General features: G+C 37.3%; 17 protein-coding genes and 1 pseudogene. 4 read left to right on the top strand and 14 right to left on the bottom strand.

All coding sequences use genetic code 11. The annotated features are described in order from the left end of the window. Nucleotides 1–85: 85 nt before the first annotated feature. The 3 genes from tig to DWZ63_RS01030 all read right to left on the bottom strand — a co-directional run bounded on the left by tig (nucleotide 86) and on the right by DWZ63_RS01030 (nucleotide 3,697). Nucleotides 86–1,372: a trigger factor gene (gene tig, locus DWZ63_RS01040; protein ID WP_118498294.1), complete on the bottom strand. Its 1,287-nt coding sequence runs from the start codon at nucleotides 1,370–1,372 to the stop codon at nucleotides 86–88. A gap of 163 nt (nucleotides 1,373–1,535) precedes the next feature. After that, complete coding sequence (glmM, locus tag DWZ63_RS01035; protein WP_118498292.1) at nucleotides 1,536–2,891, bottom strand: phosphoglucosamine mutase; 1,356 nt, start codon at nucleotides 2,889–2,891, stop codon at nucleotides 1,536–1,538. 140 nt (nucleotides 2,892–3,031) lie between these two features. Beyond that, complete coding sequence (locus DWZ63_RS01030) at nucleotides 3,032–3,697, bottom strand: polysaccharide deacetylase family protein (RefSeq protein ID WP_182431405.1); 666 nt, start codon at nucleotides 3,695–3,697, stop codon at nucleotides 3,032–3,034. 327 nt (nucleotides 3,698–4,024) lie between these two features. On the opposite strand from DWZ63_RS01030, the gene DWZ63_RS01025 reads away from it, so the two are divergent. After that, nucleotides 4,025–6,466, top strand: a complete 2,442-nt coding sequence (locus DWZ63_RS01025; protein ID WP_118498288.1) for a glycosyl transferase — start codon at nucleotides 4,025–4,027, stop codon at nucleotides 6,464–6,466. Between the two features lie 109 nt (nucleotides 6,467–6,575). On the opposite strand, the gene DWZ63_RS01020 is transcribed toward DWZ63_RS01025, so the two are convergent. From DWZ63_RS01020 to DWZ63_RS01005, 4 genes are all read right to left on the bottom strand, one after another. Next, complete coding sequence (locus tag DWZ63_RS01020) at nucleotides 6,576–7,064, bottom strand: dihydrofolate reductase (protein WP_118498286.1); 489 nt, start codon at nucleotides 7,062–7,064, stop codon at nucleotides 6,576–6,578. After that, nucleotides 7,061–8,344: a GTPase HflX gene (hflX, locus tag DWZ63_RS01015; RefSeq protein ID WP_118498285.1), complete on the bottom strand. Its 1,284-nt coding sequence runs from the start codon at nucleotides 8,342–8,344 to the stop codon at nucleotides 7,061–7,063. Before hflX ends, DWZ63_RS01020 begins: the two co-directional genes overlap by 4 nt. Nucleotides 8,345–8,362: 18 nt before the next feature. Next, entirely contained in the window at nucleotides 8,363–9,553 is a 1,191-nt protein-coding gene (locus tag DWZ63_RS01010) for a tetratricopeptide repeat protein (protein ID WP_118498283.1), read from the bottom strand. 242 nt (nucleotides 9,554–9,795) lie between these two features. Then, nucleotides 9,796–10,521, bottom strand: coding sequence for a LytTR family DNA-binding domain-containing protein (locus DWZ63_RS01005; RefSeq protein ID WP_022014927.1), 726 nt, complete (start codon nucleotides 10,519–10,521; stop codon nucleotides 9,796–9,798). A gap of 310 nt (nucleotides 10,522–10,831) precedes the next feature. Between DWZ63_RS01005 and DWZ63_RS01000 the strand changes: the two genes are divergently transcribed. Then, nucleotides 10,832–11,662 carry a hypothetical protein gene (locus DWZ63_RS01000; RefSeq protein ID WP_118498280.1) on the top strand — a complete coding sequence of 277 codons (831 nt, stop codon included), beginning with the start codon at nucleotides 10,832–10,834 and terminating at the stop codon, nucleotides 11,660–11,662. After that, the gene (locus DWZ63_RS00995; protein WP_118498278.1) at nucleotides 11,659–12,246 is read left to right on the top strand and encodes a dipicolinate synthase subunit B; all 588 of its coding nucleotides are present in this window, start codon (nucleotides 11,659–11,661) and stop codon (nucleotides 12,244–12,246) included. The genes DWZ63_RS01000 and DWZ63_RS00995 overlap by 4 nt, the downstream gene beginning before the upstream one ends. Before the next feature lie 107 nt (nucleotides 12,247–12,353). Here DWZ63_RS00995 and asnB read toward each other — a convergent pair whose 3' ends face one another. From asnB to DWZ63_RS00980, 3 genes are all read right to left on the bottom strand, one after another. Continuing rightward, nucleotides 12,354–14,213: an asparagine synthase (glutamine-hydrolyzing) gene (gene asnB, locus DWZ63_RS00990; protein ID WP_118498276.1), complete on the bottom strand. Its 1,860-nt coding sequence runs from the start codon at nucleotides 14,211–14,213 to the stop codon at nucleotides 12,354–12,356. Between the two features lie 104 nt (nucleotides 14,214–14,317). Beyond that, nucleotides 14,318–15,268 carry a tRNA-dihydrouridine synthase family protein gene (locus DWZ63_RS00985; RefSeq protein ID WP_118498274.1) on the bottom strand — a complete coding sequence of 317 codons (951 nt, stop codon included), beginning with the start codon at nucleotides 15,266–15,268 and terminating at the stop codon, nucleotides 14,318–14,320. Then, nucleotides 15,268–16,197: a YegS/Rv2252/BmrU family lipid kinase gene (locus DWZ63_RS00980; protein ID WP_118498272.1), complete on the bottom strand. Its 930-nt coding sequence runs from the start codon at nucleotides 16,195–16,197 to the stop codon at nucleotides 15,268–15,270. Before DWZ63_RS00980 ends, DWZ63_RS00985 begins: the two co-directional genes overlap by 1 nt. A gap of 385 nt (nucleotides 16,198–16,582) precedes the next feature. On the opposite strand from DWZ63_RS00980, the pseudogene queA reads away from it, so the two are divergent. Beyond that, nucleotides 16,583–17,599 (top strand): annotated as a pseudogene (queA, locus tag DWZ63_RS00975) (tRNA preQ1(34) S-adenosylmethionine ribosyltransferase-isomerase QueA); the annotation flags it as partial. Nucleotides 17,600–17,950: 351 nt separating this feature from the next. Here queA and ispD read toward each other — a convergent pair. The 4 genes from ispD to DWZ63_RS00955 form a co-directional block, all read right to left on the bottom strand. Continuing rightward, nucleotides 17,951–18,682, bottom strand: a complete 732-nt coding sequence (gene ispD, locus DWZ63_RS00970; RefSeq protein ID WP_118498268.1) for a 2-C-methyl-D-erythritol 4-phosphate cytidylyltransferase — start codon at nucleotides 18,680–18,682, stop codon at nucleotides 17,951–17,953. A 30-nt stretch (nucleotides 18,683–18,712) separates the two neighbouring features. Further along, nucleotides 18,713–19,591, bottom strand: a complete 879-nt coding sequence (locus DWZ63_RS00965) for a PRD domain-containing protein (RefSeq protein ID WP_118498266.1) — start codon at nucleotides 19,589–19,591, stop codon at nucleotides 18,713–18,715. A gap of 187 nt (nucleotides 19,592–19,778) precedes the next feature. After that, nucleotides 19,779–21,974 (bottom strand): PTS transporter subunit IIABC, encoded by a 2,196-nt coding sequence (locus tag DWZ63_RS00960; protein WP_118498264.1) that lies wholly within the window; start codon nucleotides 21,972–21,974, stop codon nucleotides 19,779–19,781. 448 nt (nucleotides 21,975–22,422) lie between these two features. Next, nucleotides 22,423–23,043 (bottom strand): Rpn family recombination-promoting nuclease/putative transposase, encoded by a 621-nt coding sequence (locus DWZ63_RS00955; RefSeq protein ID WP_243020437.1) that lies wholly within the window; start codon nucleotides 23,041–23,043, stop codon nucleotides 22,423–22,425. Between the last annotated feature and the right edge of the window lie 8 nt (nucleotides 23,044–23,051).

Genomic DNA, 23,051 nt, shown 5'->3' with positions numbered 1-23,051 from the left:
ATAGTGCAAAACGCCAACCGTATGAACAGATGTGTATATAAATTATACACCATCTGTTCTAAATTCGGCTGACGTAAGCTAATAATTATTTCTCAACTGCAGCTTCTGTTACTATTTCAACTGCTTTCTGTACGGCAAGATCAAGACCGATCTGCTTTTTCTCTTCTTCGCCAATAACTTCTTTTAATTTATCGACTTCCATCTGATACATTGAAGCCATATTCTCAATCTCTTTATCAAGTTCTTCCTCAGTTGTCTCGATGTTCTCTGCTGCAACTACTGCTTCAAGAACAAGGCGGCTCTGGATACGCTTAAGTGCCTGTGGCTTAAGCTCTTCGAGCATCTTCTGAGGTGTAAGACCTGTAAACTGCATATACTGGTCGATTGAAAGTCCCTGTGAAGAAAGTCTCTGTGCAAACTCCTGTGTCATCTGACGTGTCTGTGCATCAACCATCTGCTCAGGAATATCCATCTGTGCATTTTCGATTATCTTCCCGATAACAACTTCTTCTCTTTCTCTCTTAAGAGCTTCTTCTTTGTTCTCTGTAAGTTTCTTCTTTAAGTCTTCTTTATATTCTGCAATAGTATCGAAGTTTGATACATCCTGTGCAAAATCATCATCAAGTTCAGGAAGTTCCTTAACCTTAATCTCCTTAATCTTAACCTTGAATACTGCCGGCTTGCCCTGGAGTTCTTCTGCCTGATAATTCTCAGGGAATGTAACATTTACTTCTACATCATCACCAATGTTCTTTCCGACAAGCTGTTCCTCGAAGTTGTCAATGAATGAATGTGAGCCAAGTACCAACGAATAATCATCAGCTTTTCCACCTTCAAACTGTTTTCCGTCTACATATCCGTCAAAGTCAATAAGAACTGTATCTCCATCCTGTGTTGCTCTGTCATCGATGTCGAGCATTCTTGCATTTGATTCTCTTACTTTGTTTATCTCAGCTTCTACTTCTTCGTCTGTAACTTCAACTTCTTTCTTTTCTACTTCAATCCCTTTATATTCGCCGAGAGTAACTTCCGGCTTAAGTGCAACTGTTGCCGTGAAAATAAATGGTTTTCCACTTTCAATCTGTGTTACATCGATTTCAGGCTGTGCAACGATCTCAAGTTCGCTCTCTTTAGCTGCGTCAGCATAAGCATCAGGAATAATTGAATTGGCTGCATCTTCATAAAATATTCCCTTGCCATACATCTTCTCAATCATAGCACGAGGAGCTTTTCCTTTACGGAAGCCTGGCATAGAGATTTTATTTTTATTTTTCTTGTATGCCTTAGCAATTGCGTTTTCAAACTCTTCGCTTGAAACTTCAATTGTAAGTTTAGCCATATTCTTTTCTAACTTTTCTACCTGTACACTCATTTTAATATTTCCTCCTTAACATTGCCGGGAAATCTCCCGTAAATCACCATTTGTATAATATATCATGAATACCCTGATAAAATCAAGCTGTTTCTTATACTTTTTATTGTTTTTTATGCTGATAAACATATTTTTAATATTTATTATCAATATGATATAACTGTTATCTGCTTCCTCCTAAGATACCATGTCCTTTGGCATACAAAACATCAACTACCTCATCAACATACTTTTTGCAAAGCTCATCACTGGAAGCTTCAACCATAACTCTTATAACAGGCTCAGTGCCGCTTTCCCTTAGAAGTATCCTGCCCTCATCTCCAAGTTCATCCGCAACTTTCTTTACTGCTGCCTGAACATCTTTATCCTCTCTTGCTGCAGGCTTATCAGCAACACGAACATTTTTAAGAAGCTGTGGATAAACCTTTAAATCTTTTCTAAGTTCTGAAAGTTTTGCTTTTTTCTCAAGCATTACCTCCATAAGCATAAGCGATGTGAGAACTCCGTCACCAGTAACAGCATATTTGCTGAAAATGATGTGACCCGACTGCTCTCCACCGAGAGAATGACCGTTCTCCATCATGTTCGCATTGACATATTTATCTCCAACTGCTGTCTGCTCATATGCGATGTCTGCTCTTTCAAGAGCTTTATAAAGTCCGAGGTTTGACATAACAGTTGTAACAATCGTATTATTATTTAATTCACCTTTTTCTTTCAGATAGCATCCGCAGAGATAAAGAATAGCATCTCCATCTATAACCTCACCCTTATCATCAACTGCAAGACATCTGTCAGCATCTCCGTCATATGCAAATCCAACATCAAGATTATTTTCCTTAACAAATTTCTGAAGATTTTCAATATGTGTCGAACCGCATCCGTCATTTATATTGATACCATTTGGCTCCATACCGATGGCATATGTCTTTGCACCGAGGGCATCAAAAACACCCTTTGCAACTGAGTAAGAAGAACCATTCGCACAGTCAAGCCCTACCCTGACATTTTTAAAAGACCTTGTCGCAAGCGACATAAGATAACCTATATATCTGTGTCTTCCTATCGCATAATCAACCGTACATCCGATTTTTTCCCTTGTAGCCATAGGAAGCGTATCTTCCGGACTGTCAATGTATGCCTCGATCTTTTCTTCAATCTCAGCCTCAAGTTTATGTCCTTTTCCGTTAATGACCTTAAGTCCGTTATCATAGTAAGGATTGTGACTTGCTGAAATCATGATTCCACAGTCAAAGTCCTCCGTTCTTACTACATACGAAACACTCGGTGTAGGTGTGACATGAAGAAGATATACATCAGCACCACTTGCCGTAAGTCCGGAAGAAAGTGCATCCTCAAACATATAACTTGATCTTCTTGTATCTTTTCCTATTATTATACGAGCCTTGTGCTCTCTGCCGTAATACCATCCGAGAAATCTTCCGACTTTATATGCATGAACAACATTCAAATTTACATTTGCTTCCCCACGAAAGCCGTCTGTTCCAAAATATTTCATCTATCTTTTCCTCCGCTGTCTGCTTTAATTGTCATACAGTATCTTTATATGTAATTTTAATATACCATTTTATATATTTTTTTACACACATATAAAATCTTATCACATTGCCATTGGCAAATCAATATCTTTTCTGAGTATTAGTTCTCATAAAAGTGGCAGCACTTACTTCTTTTGGAGAGCACATCAAAACCATATCCTTTTTCTTTTAATTCGAGTATAATGTTATTTAAAACTGATAATGTCATCTTGTTTGCACCGGAATCGTGCATCAATATTACCGGTTCGTCGTATCTGACATAATCCTTTCTTATATTCTGCATTATCGAGGTCTGCGTTGGATTTCCAACTGAATCCTCGGCACTTACATTCCAGTCTGCATACTCAAGACCGATATTTTTAAATCTCTGTATGATATTGTCCCTGTAGCTGCTTATATATGTATTGGCACTTCCCCACGGAAATCTCACAAGACCGGCATCATAACCAAACTGTTTTTTTAATATATTTTTTACTTTAATAACATCCTTATAATATGTATCACAATTACAATATATCCGGTCTGCCTCATGACAATAAGTATGCACTCCGATTTCATGCCCTTGCGATATTTCTCTTTTTATCGTCTGCTCCTCTCCGTTTATCTGCTGTCCTATGACAAAAAATGTTGCCTTTACCCCCTCACTCTCTAAAATATCAAGATATTTTTCAGTAAGGCAGCTCGGCCCGTCATCAAAAGTAAGATATGCTGTTTTTTTAGTGTTTTGAATATTTTTTCCATTATCTTTTGCAATTACATCTACCACTTTATCCTTTTGCTCTGTTCTTTCACAACCGCATAACATAGTCACAAGGAACAAGGTGAACACACATAACATTATCTCAAAAAACATCATGATTTTTCTGTAAATAATACAAATTACCCCCTCTTTGATAAAAAAACAATTTTTTCATGTATATCTTATGCAAATTATATGGCTATATGCTTGTTGCTTTTAGTTCTTTTTTAGAATATAATTTGTAGAGATTATTAAAAATCGAATGTACTTTGGGAATCTTCTGACCGAATCCTTTCGTCTGTATTTTTTTAGAAGATACCGTGAGTACATAATCAACATGAACGGAGGAAAAATATGAAATTTGGATTTTTCGATGACCCAAATAAGGAGTATGTCATTACAACTCCTAAAACACCTCTTCCATGGATAAACTATCTTGGAAGCAGCAATTTTTTTTCACTTATTTCAAATACCTGCGGTGGTTACAGCTTCTACAAGGATGCAAAACTTCTCCGCCTTACCCGTTACCGTTACAACAACATCCCTACGGATGAGGGCGGACGCTATTATTACATAAAAGACGGTGATACTGTATGGAATCCCGGCTGGCAGCCTGTAAAAACAGACCTCGACTCTTATGAGTGCCGTCATGGTATGGGCTACAGCCGTTTTACATCAAGCAAAAATGATATTGAAGCATCTCTTTTAGCTTTTGTTCCGGTTAATGACAACTGTGAAATAAACCAGCTTAAGATAACAAATAAATCATCTAAGCCAAAAAATATCACTCTTTTCTCTTATGTTGAGTTCTGCCTCTGGAATGCCATGGATGATATGACAAACTTCCAGCGTAACTTAAATATCGGTGAAGTTGAGGTAGTAGGTTCTACTATCTACCACAAGACAGAGTACCGTGAGCGTAGAAATCATTTTGCCGTATATTCAGTAAATACTGATGTAGACGGATTTGACACAAGCCGTGATGAATTTTTAGGTGCATACCGTGGTGTCGCTGATCCTGCCGTAGTTGAGGAGGGAAAAGCCCACAACTCTATAGCAAGCGGATGGAGTCCTATCGGTTCACACCAGATAAATGTCACTCTTGAGCCTGATGAGACAAAGAGCTTTATCTTCGTTCTTGGATATTGTGAGAACCCTGTTGATGAAAAATTTGTCGCACCTAATGTTATCAATAAAAAGCCTGCTGATGAGCTTCTTGCAAAATACAAGACTGATGAACAGGTATATGCAGCACTTGACGAACTTAAACTTGACTGGGAAAGTCTCCTTTCTAAATTTACCGTTAAATCAGACGAAGAAAAACTTGACCGCATGGTGAATATTTGGAATCAGTATCAGTGTATGGTGACCTTTAATATGTCGCGTTCAGCTTCTTACTACGAGTCAGGTATCGGTCGTGGAATGGGATTCAGAGATTCATGCCAGGATCTTTTAGGTTTCGTTCATCTAATCCCTGAGCGTGCAAGGGAGAGAATTATCGACATTGCATCTACACAGTTTGAGGACGGAAGTGCTTACCATCAGTATCAGCCTCTCACAAAAAAAGGCAACTCTGATATAGGAAGCGGTTTCAATGATGATCCTTTATGGCTTATCGCTGGAACATCTGCTTACATCCGTGAAACAGGTGATACTTCTATTCTTGAAGAAATGGTTCCTTTCGACAATGATGAGAGTAAAGCTGTTACTCTTATGGAACATCTTAAACGCTCATTCGACTATATTGTAAACCATAAAGGGCCACACAATCTTCCGCTTATCGGACGTGCAGACTGGAATGACTGTCTTAACCTCAACTGTTTCTCAGAGCATCCGGGTGAATCTTTCCAGACATTTGGACCTAGTGAGGGTCCTGTTGCAGAGTCAGTATTTATCGGCGGAATGTTCGTCAAATACGGCAAAGAATATGCAGACCTCTGTGCATACACAGGTGACCAGACAGAAGCCGACCGTGCAATGAAAGAAGTCGCAGCAATGAACGATGCTGTACTTGACGGCGGCTGGGACGGAGACTGGTTTGTCCGTGCGTATGACGCATACGGCAAAAAGATTGGTTCTAAGGAATGTGAAGAAGGCCAGATATACATTGAACCACAGGGCTTCTGCGTACTTGCAGGAATCGGTGTTGAGACCGGTGAAGCTAAAAAAGCTCTTGATTCAGTAAAAGAAAAACTTGATACAAAATATGGTATCGTATTATTACAGCCTGCTTACACAAAATATCATGTAGAGCTTGGTGAGATTTCTTCTTATCCACCCGGATATAAAGAAAATGCAGGTATCTTCTGTCACAACAATCCGTGGGTATCATGTGCCGAGACAGTTATCGGTCGTGGAAACAGAGCTTTTGAGATCTACAAAAAGACTTGTCCTGCTTATATCGAAGACATCAGCGAGATTCACTGCACAGAGCCTTATGTTTACTCTCAGATGATAGCTGGAAAAGATGCTCACTTCTTCGGACAGGCTAAGAACAGCTGGCTTACAGGAACTGCTGCATGGACATTTGTAAATGTTTCACAATACATCCTCGGAGTAGTACCTACATTAAACGGACTCAGCATTGACCCATGCATCCCGTCAGAGATGGGAACAGAGTTTACAATGACCCGTAAATACCGCGAGGGAATTTACAATATCAAAGTAGAAAATCCTTCAAAGGTAGAAAAAGGTGTTGTAAAACTTATTGTAAACGGAAAAGAATATACAGACACAACTATAGTTCCTTATGAAAAAGGTCAGACACATTATGATGTAACAGTTGTAATGGGGTAGGGTTGAGTTGAACGATATATAAAAATTTCAATGCAGGAGAACAAGCTCTCTTGCACCGAATAACAACAAAATCCCATGTTTACCGTAAATGCGGCAGACATGGGATTTTTTATCTTCTCTTATATTGATAAAAATAATATTCCAGGTCATAATAAGTCCATTCATCGGAGTCATGCGTCATAATCCACTCGTCTGACTCTTCAAGATTTTCAAGGTAGGCATCTGCCTGATACTCATAATCAACTTTCGTTATATATGCTCTTTCACAGTACGGAAAAAACTCCTTATATACTTTCTCACCACCGACAACAAAAATATCCTCATCAGCATAATTTTTAAGTTCTTCCATTGCTTCATCCATATCATGAACTATTTTGGCATTGCCATAAGAATAATTTTGGTCCGATGTTAAAATTATATTTGTCCTGCCGCCGAGCGTAGTCCCACCCGGTATAGATTCCATAGTCCTTCTGTCCCCAACGACAACATTGCCGTCCGTTAATTCCTTAAACAGCTTTTTGTCTGCCGGAATTGACACAAGAATCTCACCTTTATTGCTTATCGCCCAGTTTGAATCTACACATGCTATAAGATTCATTCCTCCCAAGCCTCCTTTTTCTTCTCCTCTTTCACGAAGAGATACATATATTCTTTCGGAATTAGAGCCTTTATATAAATTCCTTCGTTTCGGTATTCCTCCTCCACTATCTGACCGTACTTTCTGACACTTGCCACGACTGAAGCTTCATCGTATCCAAACACCTTGTCTAGAAGTTTCTTTCCATCCGCTATCACTTCGCTTATAACATCAAGCATATTTTCTATACCGTCACCGGTCTTTGCCGAAATCTTGACTGTCCTGTCTGCTACAAGGTCTTTCAATGTATTTTCACTCTCACAAATATCAATCTTATTAAAAGCCGTAACTATCTTCTTGTCTCCGACTTCAAGCTTTCTGAGTGTTTCATAAACCGTAAACATCTGTGCATCCATATCCTCATTTGAACCGTCAACAACATGAAGTATTATGTCGGCATACTTTGCTTCTTCAAGCGTACTTCTAAACGCCTGTATAAGATGATGCGGAAGTTTTCTTATAAATCCTACGGTATCAGTAAACAATATCTCCTCACCGTTTTCTCTCACAAGTTTTCTCGTTGTAGGGTCAAGTGTCGCAAAAAGTTTATTCTCCGATAAAACTCCTGCCCCCGTAAGATGATTGAGAAGGGTTGACTTTCCGGCATTTGTATAACCTACTATCGCAACGACCGGCACCGGGTTTTCCTGACGTTTCTTTCTCGTCAGCTCTCTAGTCCTTTTTACCTGTTCGAGTTCTTTTCTGACCTGTGTTATCCTCTCCTTGATAAGCCGCCTGTCCATCTCAAGCTTTTGCTCTCCCGGACCTCTAGTACCGATACCTCCTCCAAGTCTTGAGAGTTCACTTCTTCCACCGATAAGATGCGAAGCACGGTATCTAAGCTGTGCCAGTTCCACCTGAAGTTTACCCTCACTTGTCGATGCTCTCTTAGCAAAAATATCAAGTATCATAACAGTCCTGTCAATAACTTTCACATCGAGCATATCAGACAGATTGTTAAACTGTGCAGGTGTAAGCTCATCATCACATACCACCGTATCAGCGTGATGCTTTATAACAAGCTCCCTCACTTCCTCAATCTTTCCCTTTCCTATATAAGTTCCCGGATGAATCTTCTCCCTGTTTTGTATAACTTTTGCAACAGTCTCAACACCAGCCGTCTGCCCCAATTCTATAAGTTCATCAAGAGATTTCTCTGTATCATCATTATCTGAGGTGGCAACACCCACCACGATAATCCTTTCTTTCTGTTCCGATATATCAAATAATTTATCTTCCAACTCTAATCTCCTATTCCACTATATCCTAGTCTTTATAAATCTTACTTCTTTTTTCATTTCCTTATCATCAGGATATGTCTTTACATATTCTCTTGCACACTTTAAAGCATCTTTATAATTTCCTGTTTTTTCATACAAAATTACCTGTTTTTTAAGAAGCTTAACCCCTGCTGTCTGGTCATCCGCTTTAAGTCCTTTTCTAACATATAAAAGGGCATTGTCATAATCCTCTTCAAGCATATAACATTTAGCTATCTTATCGTAAACATCTGATTTCTTTGTCGCCTTCGCTAAAGCACTTTCTTTGTCCGCATATTTTTTATACTGTTTTAAAGCAGATTTGTTGTCACCTTTTTTTGCATATACAACACCCTTATAATATATTGCATCAGCTTCACCATTTTTCTCCGCAGAATTAAACATTTCCATCGCATCATCATATTTACCTTGATAATAATACGCTTTTCCTGCCGGAATATACATACTCTCATCACTTGCAACCATATCTATAACTTTATTTAATATGCCTGTTGCAGAATCATTATCCTTTTTCAGCTTGTAAACATTATACAGTTCAAAATATGCATCCACATTTTTTTCTTCTAAGTCTATGGCTTTTGTAAGATCTTTCTGTGCGTTATCATAATCTTTTGTATCCCTGTAAAGCCCCGCCCTCATAATATATGCTTTAGCATATTTATTGTTGCTCTTTATTACCGAATCATATATTTCTTTTGCTTTCTTTACATCTCCCTTAGTCTGGTATGCCGATGCCATAAGACAATTTATCTTATTATTTAGATTATCTACCTGCTTTATATCCAGTGCTTTCTTACAGTCATCAATAACCTTATCATAATCATTTATACCATAATAAGATATTGCTTCACCATAATATAGCTGTTTGTTGTTCGTGTTTGATATGCTGTTTTCCGATGACTGAAAAGCTTTTGAAAAGCGTTTTATTGCATCCTGATATTTTCCTAGATAATTATATGCCATACCTGATGCAATATAATATTCCGCTTTCTCATTGTTCACAGCGATAGCATCGTCAAAACACTCTAAAGCCTGTTTATAGTCTTTATCTTTAATATAATCCATGCCTTTATCATAGAGACTGTCTGCCTTACCACAACCTGTCACCAAAAAAGCTGCACTGCACACAGTTATCACTGCCTTTAAAATAATTCCATGTTTTCTATGCATAAAACTTCCTCATTTCTATATTTTTTAACTCAAATGTTACCGTTCACACCTATAGTGAAACCAGTAACCCTCAACCTCTGATTTTAAAACATATGTCATATAAACGCAAGCAAAAAAAGAATTGTATGACTATAAGCATATATAATCACACAATCCGCTCTTATACTTTACATTTATAATTTCTAATCCCTACATATATAAAGCATGATTTTTAAATTTCAAATAGATATACCATTTAAATATTATGTCTGTTTAAGTGACTCCTTAAAAAATTCTTCATATTTTTTTACTATAAGTTTTCTTCCACTTTTTCTTATAGGAATCATCTTGTCATTTATCATAATAAAATCAGAATCAACAAGTCCTGCCACATACTGCATATTTACAAGGTAACTCTGATGACATCTCAAAAATCTGTCATCGGAAAGTTCCTTCTCAAAAACATCAAGTTTATTATAAACCTTTACAATACCCTGCGTGGTTGTATAAATGTAAACAACCTTATTATCTGATTCCATGTTTATAATATCTTTGTATGGTATAATGAGTGATTTTCTTCTGGATTTAACTTCTATGTAATTCTGATTTTTCTGCGGATGCTTCTGGACATAGTAATCAATTACTGCACCTATGCGCCCTGGCTCATATGGTTTAAGAAGATATCCCATAGCATGAACCTCATATGCCGCTATCGCAAAATCACTGCTTGAAGTGCAATATACAATCTCAACATTTTTATCCATCTGGCGTATCAGCTTTCCGGTTTCAATTCCATCGATCTCATTCATCATGACATCAAGAAATATAAGATCAAAAGGATGATTTTTATAACCTGCGACAAGACCCTCACCATTTGAGAATGGTGTCATATTATATTCAAGTCCCCTGTCAGTCATAAGGAATCCTATAATCTCTTCTAACATCCCTCTATCTATTTCACTATCTTCACACACTGCAACTTCAATCATAATTCCACTCTCCTATTCCAAATCCTACACTACATATAGCATACCCAAAATCAAAGATAAGGTCAAGCAATTTTTGCATTTTTCTCCCATATGATGACTAAATTCGGCAATTTCCACTCTCTATACTTACTTTCATCTCCGTACCGTTCATTATTTTTAATTTCACACGATTACAAATCTCATTTATCACGATTTTTAAAAAATTACAGCCCCACACATAATAAATTTCAACAGATTGCAGACTCACTCCACCGGATATTCTGCATATACTGTATTATTCATAAATATATGCGGAAAACGGGAGGGAAAAATGAATATCTTTGATGACAGAATCTATATTTTCGGAGATGACAGCAGACAACTTGCACTTTTTAATCTATTTCTCGAAAAGGGATATAATGCGGCATACTCAACAGACTGTTTTTCAAATGATAACAAAAAAATCAAATACTCTCACCACTTTTATGAAGACAACTTATGCACCGGAACTGATTTCTTAATCTTTCCTATTCCGTTAAAGAAACGATCGATTGACAATCTTTTTCCATTTGCCCATAAAAATAATTATATTATCGGCGGACTCTTTGATAAAGAACTGACTGCCTTTTGCAATAGAAATAATATATGTTACTACGACCTTTACCTCTCAAAAAATTTTGTAACAAGCAATGCAAAGATAACTGCCGAAGGTGCGATTTTTTGTGCAATGCAAAACTCAACCAAAACAATTGCAGGCAGTAAAAGTCTCGTTATAGGCTATGGCAACTGCGGCTGTAAAATCGCAGGTATGTTAAAATGCATGAACTCTGAAGTCCATGTTATAGAACCCGCAAAAAAAACATATATCGGACGAAATATCCGTTTATATAAAAACATTACAGAAGTCAGAAACATTCACCGATTTGATTTTATATTTAATACGGCACCACAAAAATCACTTGTCGATGGCATCCTCTGCCGCCTGAAAAAAAATGCAACAATAATTGACATTGCTTCAGCTCCCGGTGGTACTGATTTTGATTATTGTAAAAAATACGGCATATGTGCAAAACTTTGTCCCGGAATTCCCGGACATTATGCTCCTGATACTGCTGCCCGCATTATATTTAATGAAATCGTCAACTTAAAAAGGGAGGGATAACCTTGGAAAATAACAAAATCGGATTCGCTGTTACAGGCTCCTTTTGTACCCATTCAAAAATAAAAAATATCATCTCACAAATGTGCACCGACGGGTATGATATAACACCCATTGTTTCATTTAACACAGCATCAATGGACAGTCGTTTTGGCAAATCATCCGTATTTTTATCAGATATAGAAGATATTACAAAAAAGAAACCGATAATGAGTATTCAAGATGCCGAAAAGATAGGTCCCGGCAATTTTCTTGATGCACTCGTCATAGCACCATGTACCGGAAACACACTTGCAAAGCTGACCTGCGGCATAACAGATTCGCCTGTTCTCATGGCTGCAAAAGCACATATGAGAAATGAAAAACCGCTTATTATAGCGGTTTCTACAAATGATGCTATGGGAATGAATTTTCAGAATATAGGCAGGCTTTTCAACACAAAAAATATTTATTTTGTACCGTTCTTTCAGGATGATACAAATAAAAAACCCCGCTCACTGATAGCAGACTTTGAACTTATTCCACAGACAATTAAAGCTGCCCTCACAGGAAGACAGCTTCAACCGGTATTAAAATGCAAGTCATAGAGTACATTGACGCTAATGTACAAACAATACTTTGAGCAAACAGTATATCGCATCTGACACAAACATTATATACAAAAAATATATGCTTAAATGAATGATAACACCAATTACAGCTCTATTTTTATTTTATATTTATTAAGCCAGTAATTTATCTGTATCAGATACGCAAGCATCTGTGGTCCTGCCATAAGCTGACCGTACCACGGTGCACCGTAATCCTTTTCTCCCGCCATAAAATCTGTAAGTTTTTTTTCGTCTATAAGTGAGAGCACCGGTGCACCGTCTTTAATATCTTTTTTCAATTTTTCTATGAGCATTTTCTCATAATATGGATTATATGATTTCGGATAAGGACTTTTCTTTCTGAACAAAATCTCCTCTGGCACTCGGCCCCTCGCCGCCTGTCTCAATACATTTTTTACAAGTCCATTCCTGCATTTCATGTCCCACGGAATATTAAATACATATTGCAAAAGCTTCCTGTCTGCAAACGGAACTCTCGCTTCAAGACCTGAGTGCATACTTGTTCTATCCATTCGGTTTAGCAATGTCTGCATAAAAAAGCGTATATTCAGATAACTTATCTGCCTTCTCTGAGACTGTATCTCATTTTCCCACGGAAGAATATTTATCTCACTTACCGCACTTTCATATGCCGATTTTACATAATCGTCCATATCAAGTTCCACTAATACCTCCTGCCTAAGCAGCTGCTTTCTCGGAGACAAATCGGGTGTCCAAGGAAAAGTTCCGCATTTTAAAAATTCCTCACGGTGAAACCACGGATAACCGCCAAATATCTCGTCAGCACATTCTCCGGTAAGCACTACCTTATGTTTTTTGCTTACTTCTCTACAAAAATATACAAGACTTGAATCTATATCTGCCATACATGGGAGGTCATGTGAATCTACCGAATCATAAAGCAGCTCAGCCTGTTTATCGTAATCACATTTAAGTATCGTATGATTTGTTCCAAGATATTCCACCATCTTTTTTGCGTATGGTGCATCCTGTGACGGCTGAAAACTGTTTGCCTTGAAATATTTTTCATTTCCTGCAAAGTCAAATGAATATGTCGAAAGAATCTCTCCCTTTTCTTTTAATTTCATTGCACATATAGCAGACACAAGACTTGAATCTATTCCACCGGAAAGAAATGTGCATATAGGCACTTCTTTATCAGAAACCATCTGTCTTACTACAGCATCTTCTAATAAATATCTTGTCTTTTCAATCGTCTTTTCATAATCATCTTTATGGTATCTGCTTTCAAGTGACCAATAAACTTTCTTTGTTATACCATACTTTGTGCACACGAGATAATTTCCGGGTTTTACTTCTTTTATTCCTTTAAACACTGCATTTCCTGGCTGCCTTGCCGGTCCAAGACCAAATATCTCATTTAAACCGTTCCGGTCAACAACAGGCTTTACATCGCCATACTTAAATAATGCCTTTATCTCCGAAGCAAAGACAATGCTTTTTTCATCATCAAGCCATGTATAAAAAAGCGGCTTGATTCCAAACTGGTCACGATAAAGATACAATATATCATGTCCCGAATCATATATAGCAAATGAAAATATCCCGTCAAGTTTTTTCACAAACTCAGGTCCGTATTGCAAAAATAAAAGCAGCACGACCTCTGTATCGGACTTAGTTTCAAAATGCCAGCCCTCACTTTTTAAGTTATATCTCAACATTTCCGTATTGTATATCTCACCATTATAGACAATGACATAATCATTATTATTTATAGTCCTTATCATCGGCTGTCTGCCATTATTAACATCCCGAATCGCAAGCCTTGTATGTGCAAAGCCACAATGTCTGCCCAAATATATTCCCGAATCGTCAGGTCCTCTGTGGAAAAGACTTTTTTTCATCTCGTACAATATGTTTCTATACTTGTCACCTGCTTTAAATTCTATTTGGCTCGAAAAAAAACCTGCAATGCCACACATATATAAAAACCTCCATGCATACGCTTTTTTATACTCACAATAGTGTATGCACTTTTATTTTATATATACCTGATATTGCAGGTTATAACAGTTCAGCCTGTTATTCATTCAACACTAAAGCTGCATCTGCTAAGCAGCGTTTCTACTGCCGCTTTATACTCCGTAAGCTTTTTTGCTTTTCTTATCTTTTTTACATATTTATCCGCATCATCAAAATCATTTGCAAAATAAGCCCACAATTCTTTCAGCTTAAATAATATAAATGTGTCTCCATCATATACCTGGCAGAATTTGTCAAAAATCGCCTGATGATATTTTTTAAAAAATTCCTTATCTATTGCACCTTTTCCTCTTATCTGCCCGAAAAGTCCAGGGTTTGCGAGTATTCCCCTGCCTATCATAATACTGTCCGTGTCAGGAAATCTTTCCGTTATCATATCATAATCGGATTTTGTCTTTATGTCTCCGTTATAACATACCGGATTTTTGCTTGTGTTTAGGGCATAATCAAACATTTCAAGATTTGGTTTATTTTTATACATATCCTGTCTTGTCCTCGGATGGATTATAAGCTCATATACCGGATATTTATTAAAAATTTCAATCAGCCTATAAATCTCATCAGGATTTTCAAAGCCTATTCTTGTCTTAACTGAAATTTTCATATCACATTCCGTATATATCCTGTCTAAAAACGCATCAAGCTCCTCAGGGTATCTTAAAAAACCTGCTCCTCTCTTCTTTGAAACAACTGTTCCTGACGGACAGCCGAGATTAAGATTAACTTCATTATAACCAAGTTCCCTCATTTGTCCTGCCGCATTTATAAAACCGTCAGCATTATTTGCAAGTATTTGTGGAACAAGAGATATATTTTCGTTATTCTCCGGAAGTATATCACGCAGTTCTTTATTTTTCATAATACCTGACGGTCTTGTAACAACAAACGGAGAAAAATATTTGTCAACATCGTCAAAAAAATCTGCATAGATATTTCTAAAAATATAACCGGCAACACCCTCTAACGGTGCAAAATATAACTTCTTTTTTTCCATCACTCAATCGCCCTCTTTGATGATACTTTAGCAAGTGCTCTTCTGTCACAAATAATAGAAAGTGCTTCCTTCATATTCTGCATATATGCGTCTTTGCAACATCCACCGTCCTCTCCGTCAAGTGTCCACTGAATATCATCATCACTTATTATATGTATAAAACTGCTGCTTAAATAACACATATTTTCAGCATCAAGCTGTTTTGACAAAAGTGCATTTAAAACCTGCTGTAATTCAATAGGATTTTTAAGACTCTTTATGAGAAGTGCTTCAAAAAGTCCATCATCCATTTTAATATTTTTCTTTTCATAATATTTATATCCTGCAACCGAAACAGAATTACTGATAAGCCCTAATATAAACTCATCCTCAATAACTCCTCCGTCATATTCTATCTTCATATGATGAGGTTTTATATCTGCGATATGTTTTAAAGCTTCAATAAAATAAGCCGCCTTTCCAAGTGCATTTTTCCACTCCTGCGGTGTCTGATAAGAGACTTCAGTAAATGCACCAAACCCCGCAACATATGTAAAATATCTGTCATTGAACTTTCCCATATCGCAGTTAAAAACATCACCATCCGCAATAAGTGATGCTGCATTTTTCATAACTCTTGGAATTTTCAGGCTTGATGCAAAATCGTTGACAGTCCCTGCAGGTATATATCCGCATATAGGTCTTTTTTCAAGCTTCATAATCCCTGTAGCAACCTCGTTCATAGTACCATCACCGCCAGAGCAGACTATATAATCATATCTCTCACCTTTTTTCTCTATAATCTTTGTGGCATCCTCCCTGCCCCTAGTGGCAAAAATAGTAACCTCAAACCCCTCTTTACAAAAAATCTGTATTATCTCAGATAATTTATTTTTAATCTGCTCCTTACCTGCCATAGGGTTATAAATAAATAACATTTTTTTACTCATAAAGTAACCTCACTTATCATCTTAAATATTATGATGTTGGTGTCCAAATGTATTTTGTCTCCAACTGATGCCACAGATTGCTAAATTGCTTTGCAATTTTCGCAATCCTGCAAACACCTCAAATATCATTGTCAGTGTTTGATTTGTCAAGCCGGCAGATAGCAATGTGTGTAAACATACATTGCTATCTGCTTTTGACCTTTGCATCATATTATACCGTTATAATTTACTCTTTGCAAATGTTTTGTTCGGTGTTATGATATAAACTATAAATAATAATAAATGTTTGGAAAATTATCAATATATTATTCGATTGTGCTGATATGATAAACAATCACATAGCCTGGAATAAATTTACCAAACAGAAATAAACCGGAGGTCCCAAATGAAAACTGCTGATTTTTACTATGAATTACCTGAGGAACTTATTGCACAGGATCCTCTTTCAGATAGAGCCGCTTCAAGACTGCTCGTTATAGACAAGATTACCGAAAAACGCACACACACAGATTTCCACCATATAGGCAATTACTTAAATCCGGGCGACTGCCTTGTTATAAACAATACAAAAGTTATCCCTGCCAGACTTATCGGTGAAAGAGAAAACACCGGTGGCAAAGTTGAATTACTACTTTTAAAGAGAAAAGAAAATAATATCTGGGAAACTCTTGTAAAGCCCGGCAAAAAGGCGCGTATCGGTTCAAGGATAGTTTTTGGCGGCGGTATCTTAAAAGCTGAAGTCGTCGATATTATCGAAGAAGGCAACCGTCTTGTTAGATTTGAGTTTGATGGTATTTTTGAGGAAATCCTTGACAAACTCGGTCAGATGCCACTACCTCCTTATATTACCCATCAACTTAAAGATAAAAATATGTATCAGACCGTATATGCAAAATATGAAGGATCTGCCGCTGCACCTACAGCCGGACTTCATTTTACAGAAAAACTTCTTGAGGATATAGAAAAAAGCGGTGTAAACATTGCAAGAGTGACACTCCATGTAGGTCTTGGCACTTTCAGACCCGTAAAAGTCGATGATGTATCAAAACATCATATGCACACTGAGTTTTATCAGGTTTCAAAAGAAGCTGCTGATACTATAAACAACACAAAGAAAAATGGTGGCAGGATTATATGTGTCGGGACTACAAGCTGCCGTACAATAGAGTCTGCATCTGACAAAAACGGAATAGTTATGGCAGGTGAGGGCGACACTGACATATTTATATATCCCGGCTACCGTTTCAGAGTCCTTGACGGACTTATAACAAATTTCCATCTCCCTGAGTCAACACTCCTTATGCTTGTCTCTGCACTTACCGGACGGGATAACATAATGGCAGCATACAAGGAAGCTGTTGATATGAAATACAGATTTTTCTCATTTGGAGATGCCATGTACACTGACGCAAGACGGCTTGTCTACAACCCTGACGGAACATACAATTCACTTTATTTTGAAAACGACGGAAAATTAAAAATCTCTGCTGATGAATACCAAAAAGCAGAGGAAGAATATCACAAAATATTATTATCAGATGGAATAGATAAGGCATGGAACACATTCCACTCTGATAAATGGAATGTATCTGCCTGTGAAGAATGGTGTAAAAATAATTCAGCCAATCATCGCTTTTAACACTATCAAGAAAGTCCCCCATTTCTGTTGCGTAAAGCAATAAGTTATTGGAGGACTTTCTTGTATCAGTAGGGGCAATCCCCTTCTAATATGCTGCGATAGCAGCTAATAGTGTTATGAGCAAGTATCAGAGCGGATTGCGAATATCTGCTTAGCAATAGACTCGGCAAATATCATATCTTCTTTATAAGTTATCTTTATGTTGGTTCTCTCGCCATTTACAATGGCAACCTTTTTACCGGAGAGAACCAATATTTTTGACGCATCAGTAAGTATCCCCCGCTCACTGTAAGTGAGTGAAAAATAAAGTTCTCTAAGCTGTTTTGCATGAAATGTCTGTGGTGTCTGACACTGGTAAATACTGTTCCTGTCAGGTATATTTTCTATCACACCATTGTTACAGTCTAAAATAGTATCAACAGCAGGTATTGCCGTTGTAGCGGCACCATACTCTAAAGTTTTCCCAACATTTTCGGATATTATCCTGGTATTTATAAACGGTCTTGCAGCATCATGCGTAACTATTATCGTATCATCATCAACACCATAATGCTCCTCTATATAAGCTATCCCGTTCATTATTGTTTCATTGCGGCTGTCACCGCCTGTAATTATCTCTATATCCGCCGCTTTTTTTTTCTCACATTTATCTTTGATAATATCTCTTGTATATCCTATCCATTCATCAGGACAAAGAACTATTATCTTCTCAAAACTTTCATACTCTATAAACCGTTCAATGGTATGCACGATTATCGGCTTGTCTCCTATCTCAAGATACTGTTTCGGTTTATCAGCACCCATTCTGCTCCCTACACCACCTGCTAATATCAATCCAAATATCATATGTTTACACCTTTACATTTTATTTTTTCACTATTCTTCTGCTTCTAGCTCGCCGCTTGTCACACGGCATATGTGCATGGCAAGATAACCAATCTCTGCCTTATTTAACTTATGTTTTATCATCCCTGAAATCTCATCACAAATTTTTTCTGCCATCGCAAACTCGTCAGGATATTTAATGCTCATGTAGTCATTAAGGCTCATTTTTAATTTCTCACCCTTTATAGTCCTAACTATCATATAACGGACATGATTCATAAGCCGGTTGTAAGCAAGCGACATTATATCTATCTTTTTGTCTATTGCTCTCTCTACAATATCCACGCACTGCCTGACTGCCCTTGCAGTCTGCATCGCATCCGAAACTTTCTCGTTATCTATTGCTGAATGAACATGAAGTGCTATATATCCCACCTCATCATCATCTATAAGAATACCAAACTTCTCCTGAATTACCGGTATGACACATAATGCAGCTTTGTATTCCATGTGAAACAAAAGCCTTATATCTTCTGTCAGAGGATTGCTTATTCTCTCACCTTTTTTCATTCGCTTTACCGCATAGAAAATATGGTCCGCAAGGGAAAACAGGATATTCCTGTCAATGTCACCAAACATTTTTTCAGCCTCTTTAAGCACTATATCCGCCGTTTCAAGATACTCAGGTGTAACTTCGTCAACTATATCCTTTGCGTCACCTCTCTCACCACATTCCTGAAGTGAATACACACGGCTGTCCTCTTTAAGCTCTGCCGCTGCACCGGGCTTTTTCCCGAAACCGATTCCTTTTCCCATCAAAAGATATTTATCTTCTTTATCTAAAAGATTTTCTTTTCCATGCAACTTTTCACAATCATCCAAAGCTGCAATCACTGTATTGTGATTTAATACTCTCACAACTTTATACATACCTTTTTCATCCTCTCCATAATGTAATCCTTAATGACCATCAGCCCAAGACATCATAGCTAATACACTAGCCGACATCTTGAGCCTGATAATCAAACTTATATTTTATTCTGCTTAAATAATAAGCTTTTGGGGTCAAAAAGTATTTTTACCCCAACATCATAATAACAATTTTACCACCAAAAATCTACTCATAAATATCTATGGCAAAAAGTTCATCTCCTGCCTTTATATCTCCCGTTTTTAAAAGGCGTACTTTCTGATTGTCTTCAAGTTCAGTACATAAAACCGGTGAAACAAGTGATGGTGCATTTTCTTTTAAGTAGTCAATATCTATCTTCATAAGCGGCTCTCCCTTTTTAACCTTCTGACCGCTTTCGACAAACACTTCAAAGCCTTTTCCATCAAGTTTTACCGTATCTATACCTATATGAAGCAGGAGACTAAGTCCTGAATCCGTCATAAATCCGATAGCATGTTTTGTATCAAATACAAATACTACCTCTCCATCCTCAGGTGCTTTTATAATGGCATCCTCAGGTGTAACAACAGCTCCGTCTCCCATCATCTTACCTGCAAATCCTTCGTCAGGTGCAGTAGATAAATCTGCCGCCGTTCCAGTTATAGGACTTGACACAACAACTGTCTTTACAACTTTTTTTTCATTGTCGGCATTTGGCTCATTTTCCTGTTTATCTTCAAGTTTTTTATTAATCTCTCCTGATAAATCTTCACTGCTTTCAGTATATTCCATATCAGGTGCAGTTTCAAGATAATCTTCAAGATTTGATTTAATAACAGTTACATGAGGTCCGTAGATAACCTGTACTCCGTTACCTTTATGGATAACACCGCTCGCTCCCGTAGCTTTAAGTGCCGCATCATTTACAAGGTCAGGATTTATTACAGTACAGCGCAGTCTTGTCGCACAGCAGTCAACCGTATCTATATTTTTCTTTCCGCCAAGTCCTCTTGTTATATCCCTGCTAAGTTCATCCTCTACCGCTACACCGTCGGCATTGTTCCCTTTTGCCCTTCTTGCGTTCACATCGGCTTTTGTATAAAGTTTAACCTCCCCTGCATCATCTTCCCTGCCCGGAGTTTTAAGGTTAAATTTTTTGATAAGGAATGAAAATATAACATAATACAATATAAAATAAATTATACCGACTGGAATTATCCTAAACCAGCTTGTCTTATCATTTCCCTGAAGTATTCCGAAAAGGAAAAGGTCAAGAAGTCCACCTGAGAAAGTAAGACCTACTGCTATATTTAAGATGTGTGCTATCATATAAGCTGCACCTGCAAGTACAACCTGAACACCGAATAATATCGGTGCTACAAAGAGGAATGAAAACTCAATAGGCTCTGTGATACCTGTAAGCATACAAGTAAGTGCTGCCGAGAACAAAAGTCCCCCTGCCTGTTTCTTCTTTTCAGGCTTTGCAGTACGATACATGGCAAGTGCTGCACCCGGCAGACCAAATATCATAAAGATAAACTCACCTGAGAAATATCGTGTCGCATCAGCACTAAAATGTGTAATATGTGCAGAATCAGCAAGCTGTGCAAAGAAAATATTTTGTCCACCCTGAACAAGATTTCCTGCAACATTCATAGTTCCACCGACCGCCGTCTGCCAGAAAGGCATATAAAATACATGATGAAGTCCAAATGGAATAAGAGCTCTCTTAATTATACCAAAAGCAAGTGTTCCAAGATAACCACTGCCAGTAACAAGACCGCCAAGTGCATAAATACCGTTCTGGACTACAGGCCATACGAAATACATTAAAATTCCTACAAACATATAAACGATAGTTGAAATAATAGGAACAAATCTTGAACCTGCAAAAAATGACAATGCATTAGGAAGCTGTATCTTGTGAAAACGGTTGTGAAGTGCCGCAACGCCAAGACCTACTATGATACCGCCAAAAACACCCATCTGCAAAGTATTTATACCACAGACAGAAGCTATCGTTCCCTCAAGCACATCTTTTGATATACTTCCATCAGAAAGAATTTTTCCGTTTATCTCAAGCATACTGCTGATGGATATGTTCATAACAAAATATGCGATAACTGCAGACAAAGCAGAAACTTCTTTTTCCTTCTTTGCCATTCCAATAGCAACACCGACTGCAAACAACAACGGCAGATTGTCAAAAACAGCACTTCCGACCTTGTTCATAATCACAAGCAGTGCGTGCAAGATAGTACCATCTCCGAGAATCTTTCCAAGATTATACATCTCAATAGTTGTCTCATTCGTAAACGAACTTCCAAGTCCGAGTAAAAGCCCTGCTACAGGCAAGATTGCGATTGGAAGCATGAAACTTCTTCCAATTCTCTGTAAGACTTCAAAAATTTTGTCTTTCATAATAATCTCCATTTCTGCACACATTTTTTGCATAATGTGAAATATAATATATTTCACATATAAGATTTGCGTCAAGTGTGCACAGACACAAATCTTGTGTATGAAAAATCGGATTTTTCATACTATCATCACTTTCTGTGATACTTATATGGAAGCGTTCTTCGTAAAGTGCTCTTACAATAAACAATGATGTTGGGGGCAAAAGGTATTTTGACCCTAACTGATGCTGCGGATTGCTTCATTGCTATCTACTTTTGACCTTAACATCATTATATAAAAGTTTCTCTGAAACTTTTCCAAAATTCACTTTATAAACACATAAAAAAAGAGACACTAACTCCACATAAATATACTATTTGCAATTTATGTATAGTTAATGCCTCGATTTTATAAAATCAAGTAACATACTATTTACTATTTTTATATCACTTTTTGGAATTAATGTCAATTACTTTTTTGCAATTAATATATATTTATATGCCTGTTCCTCGTCTATGGCAAATTGTTTTATCAACTGCTCCGCAATCTGCTCATCTGAATAATCTAACCCTGCCAATATCTTAATAGTTCCACTAATTCCCTGTTCTATGCCACGCTCCAGGCCCTGCTCCAAGCCTTGTTCCAATCCCTGCTCCAAGCCCTGTTCAAATTTTTCCTGATAACTCATCTGTAAAGTCATATAATCCAACCTCCATTTCTCGTTATCTCTTACTTTTTTGACTGCCTGCTCCAATTCTTCCGTAAACTCATCTGATGGTGCCTCTCCGTCTATATAATTTAGTAGCTTTTTCATTTCAGGACTTACATCATCAAGTGTCCCTTTTGTATTTAAAATTATCTTTGTAGTATCATCACCAAGCGGTAATTCCAAATCTTCAATACAACGATTTTCAAATGTATATACATGACGACCTAATCCGAACAAATCAAATGTGCATATAAATATAACAAAACTCTTTTTGAGTTTTTTATAGTTTTCTCCTTTTTCCAGTATATTTAAATCTATCATCCCCTGATAATAACGCATCCTCTTTGGCAGATTATCTTTTAAAATCTTTTTATCATACATCCCCCTTA

The organism is Clostridium sp. AF34-13, assembly GCF_003477845.1.
Taxonomy (GTDB): Bacteria; Bacillota; Clostridia; order Lachnospirales; family Lachnospiraceae; genus Butyribacter; species Butyribacter intestini.
This window is presented reverse-complemented; position numbering and strand designations above follow the sequence as displayed.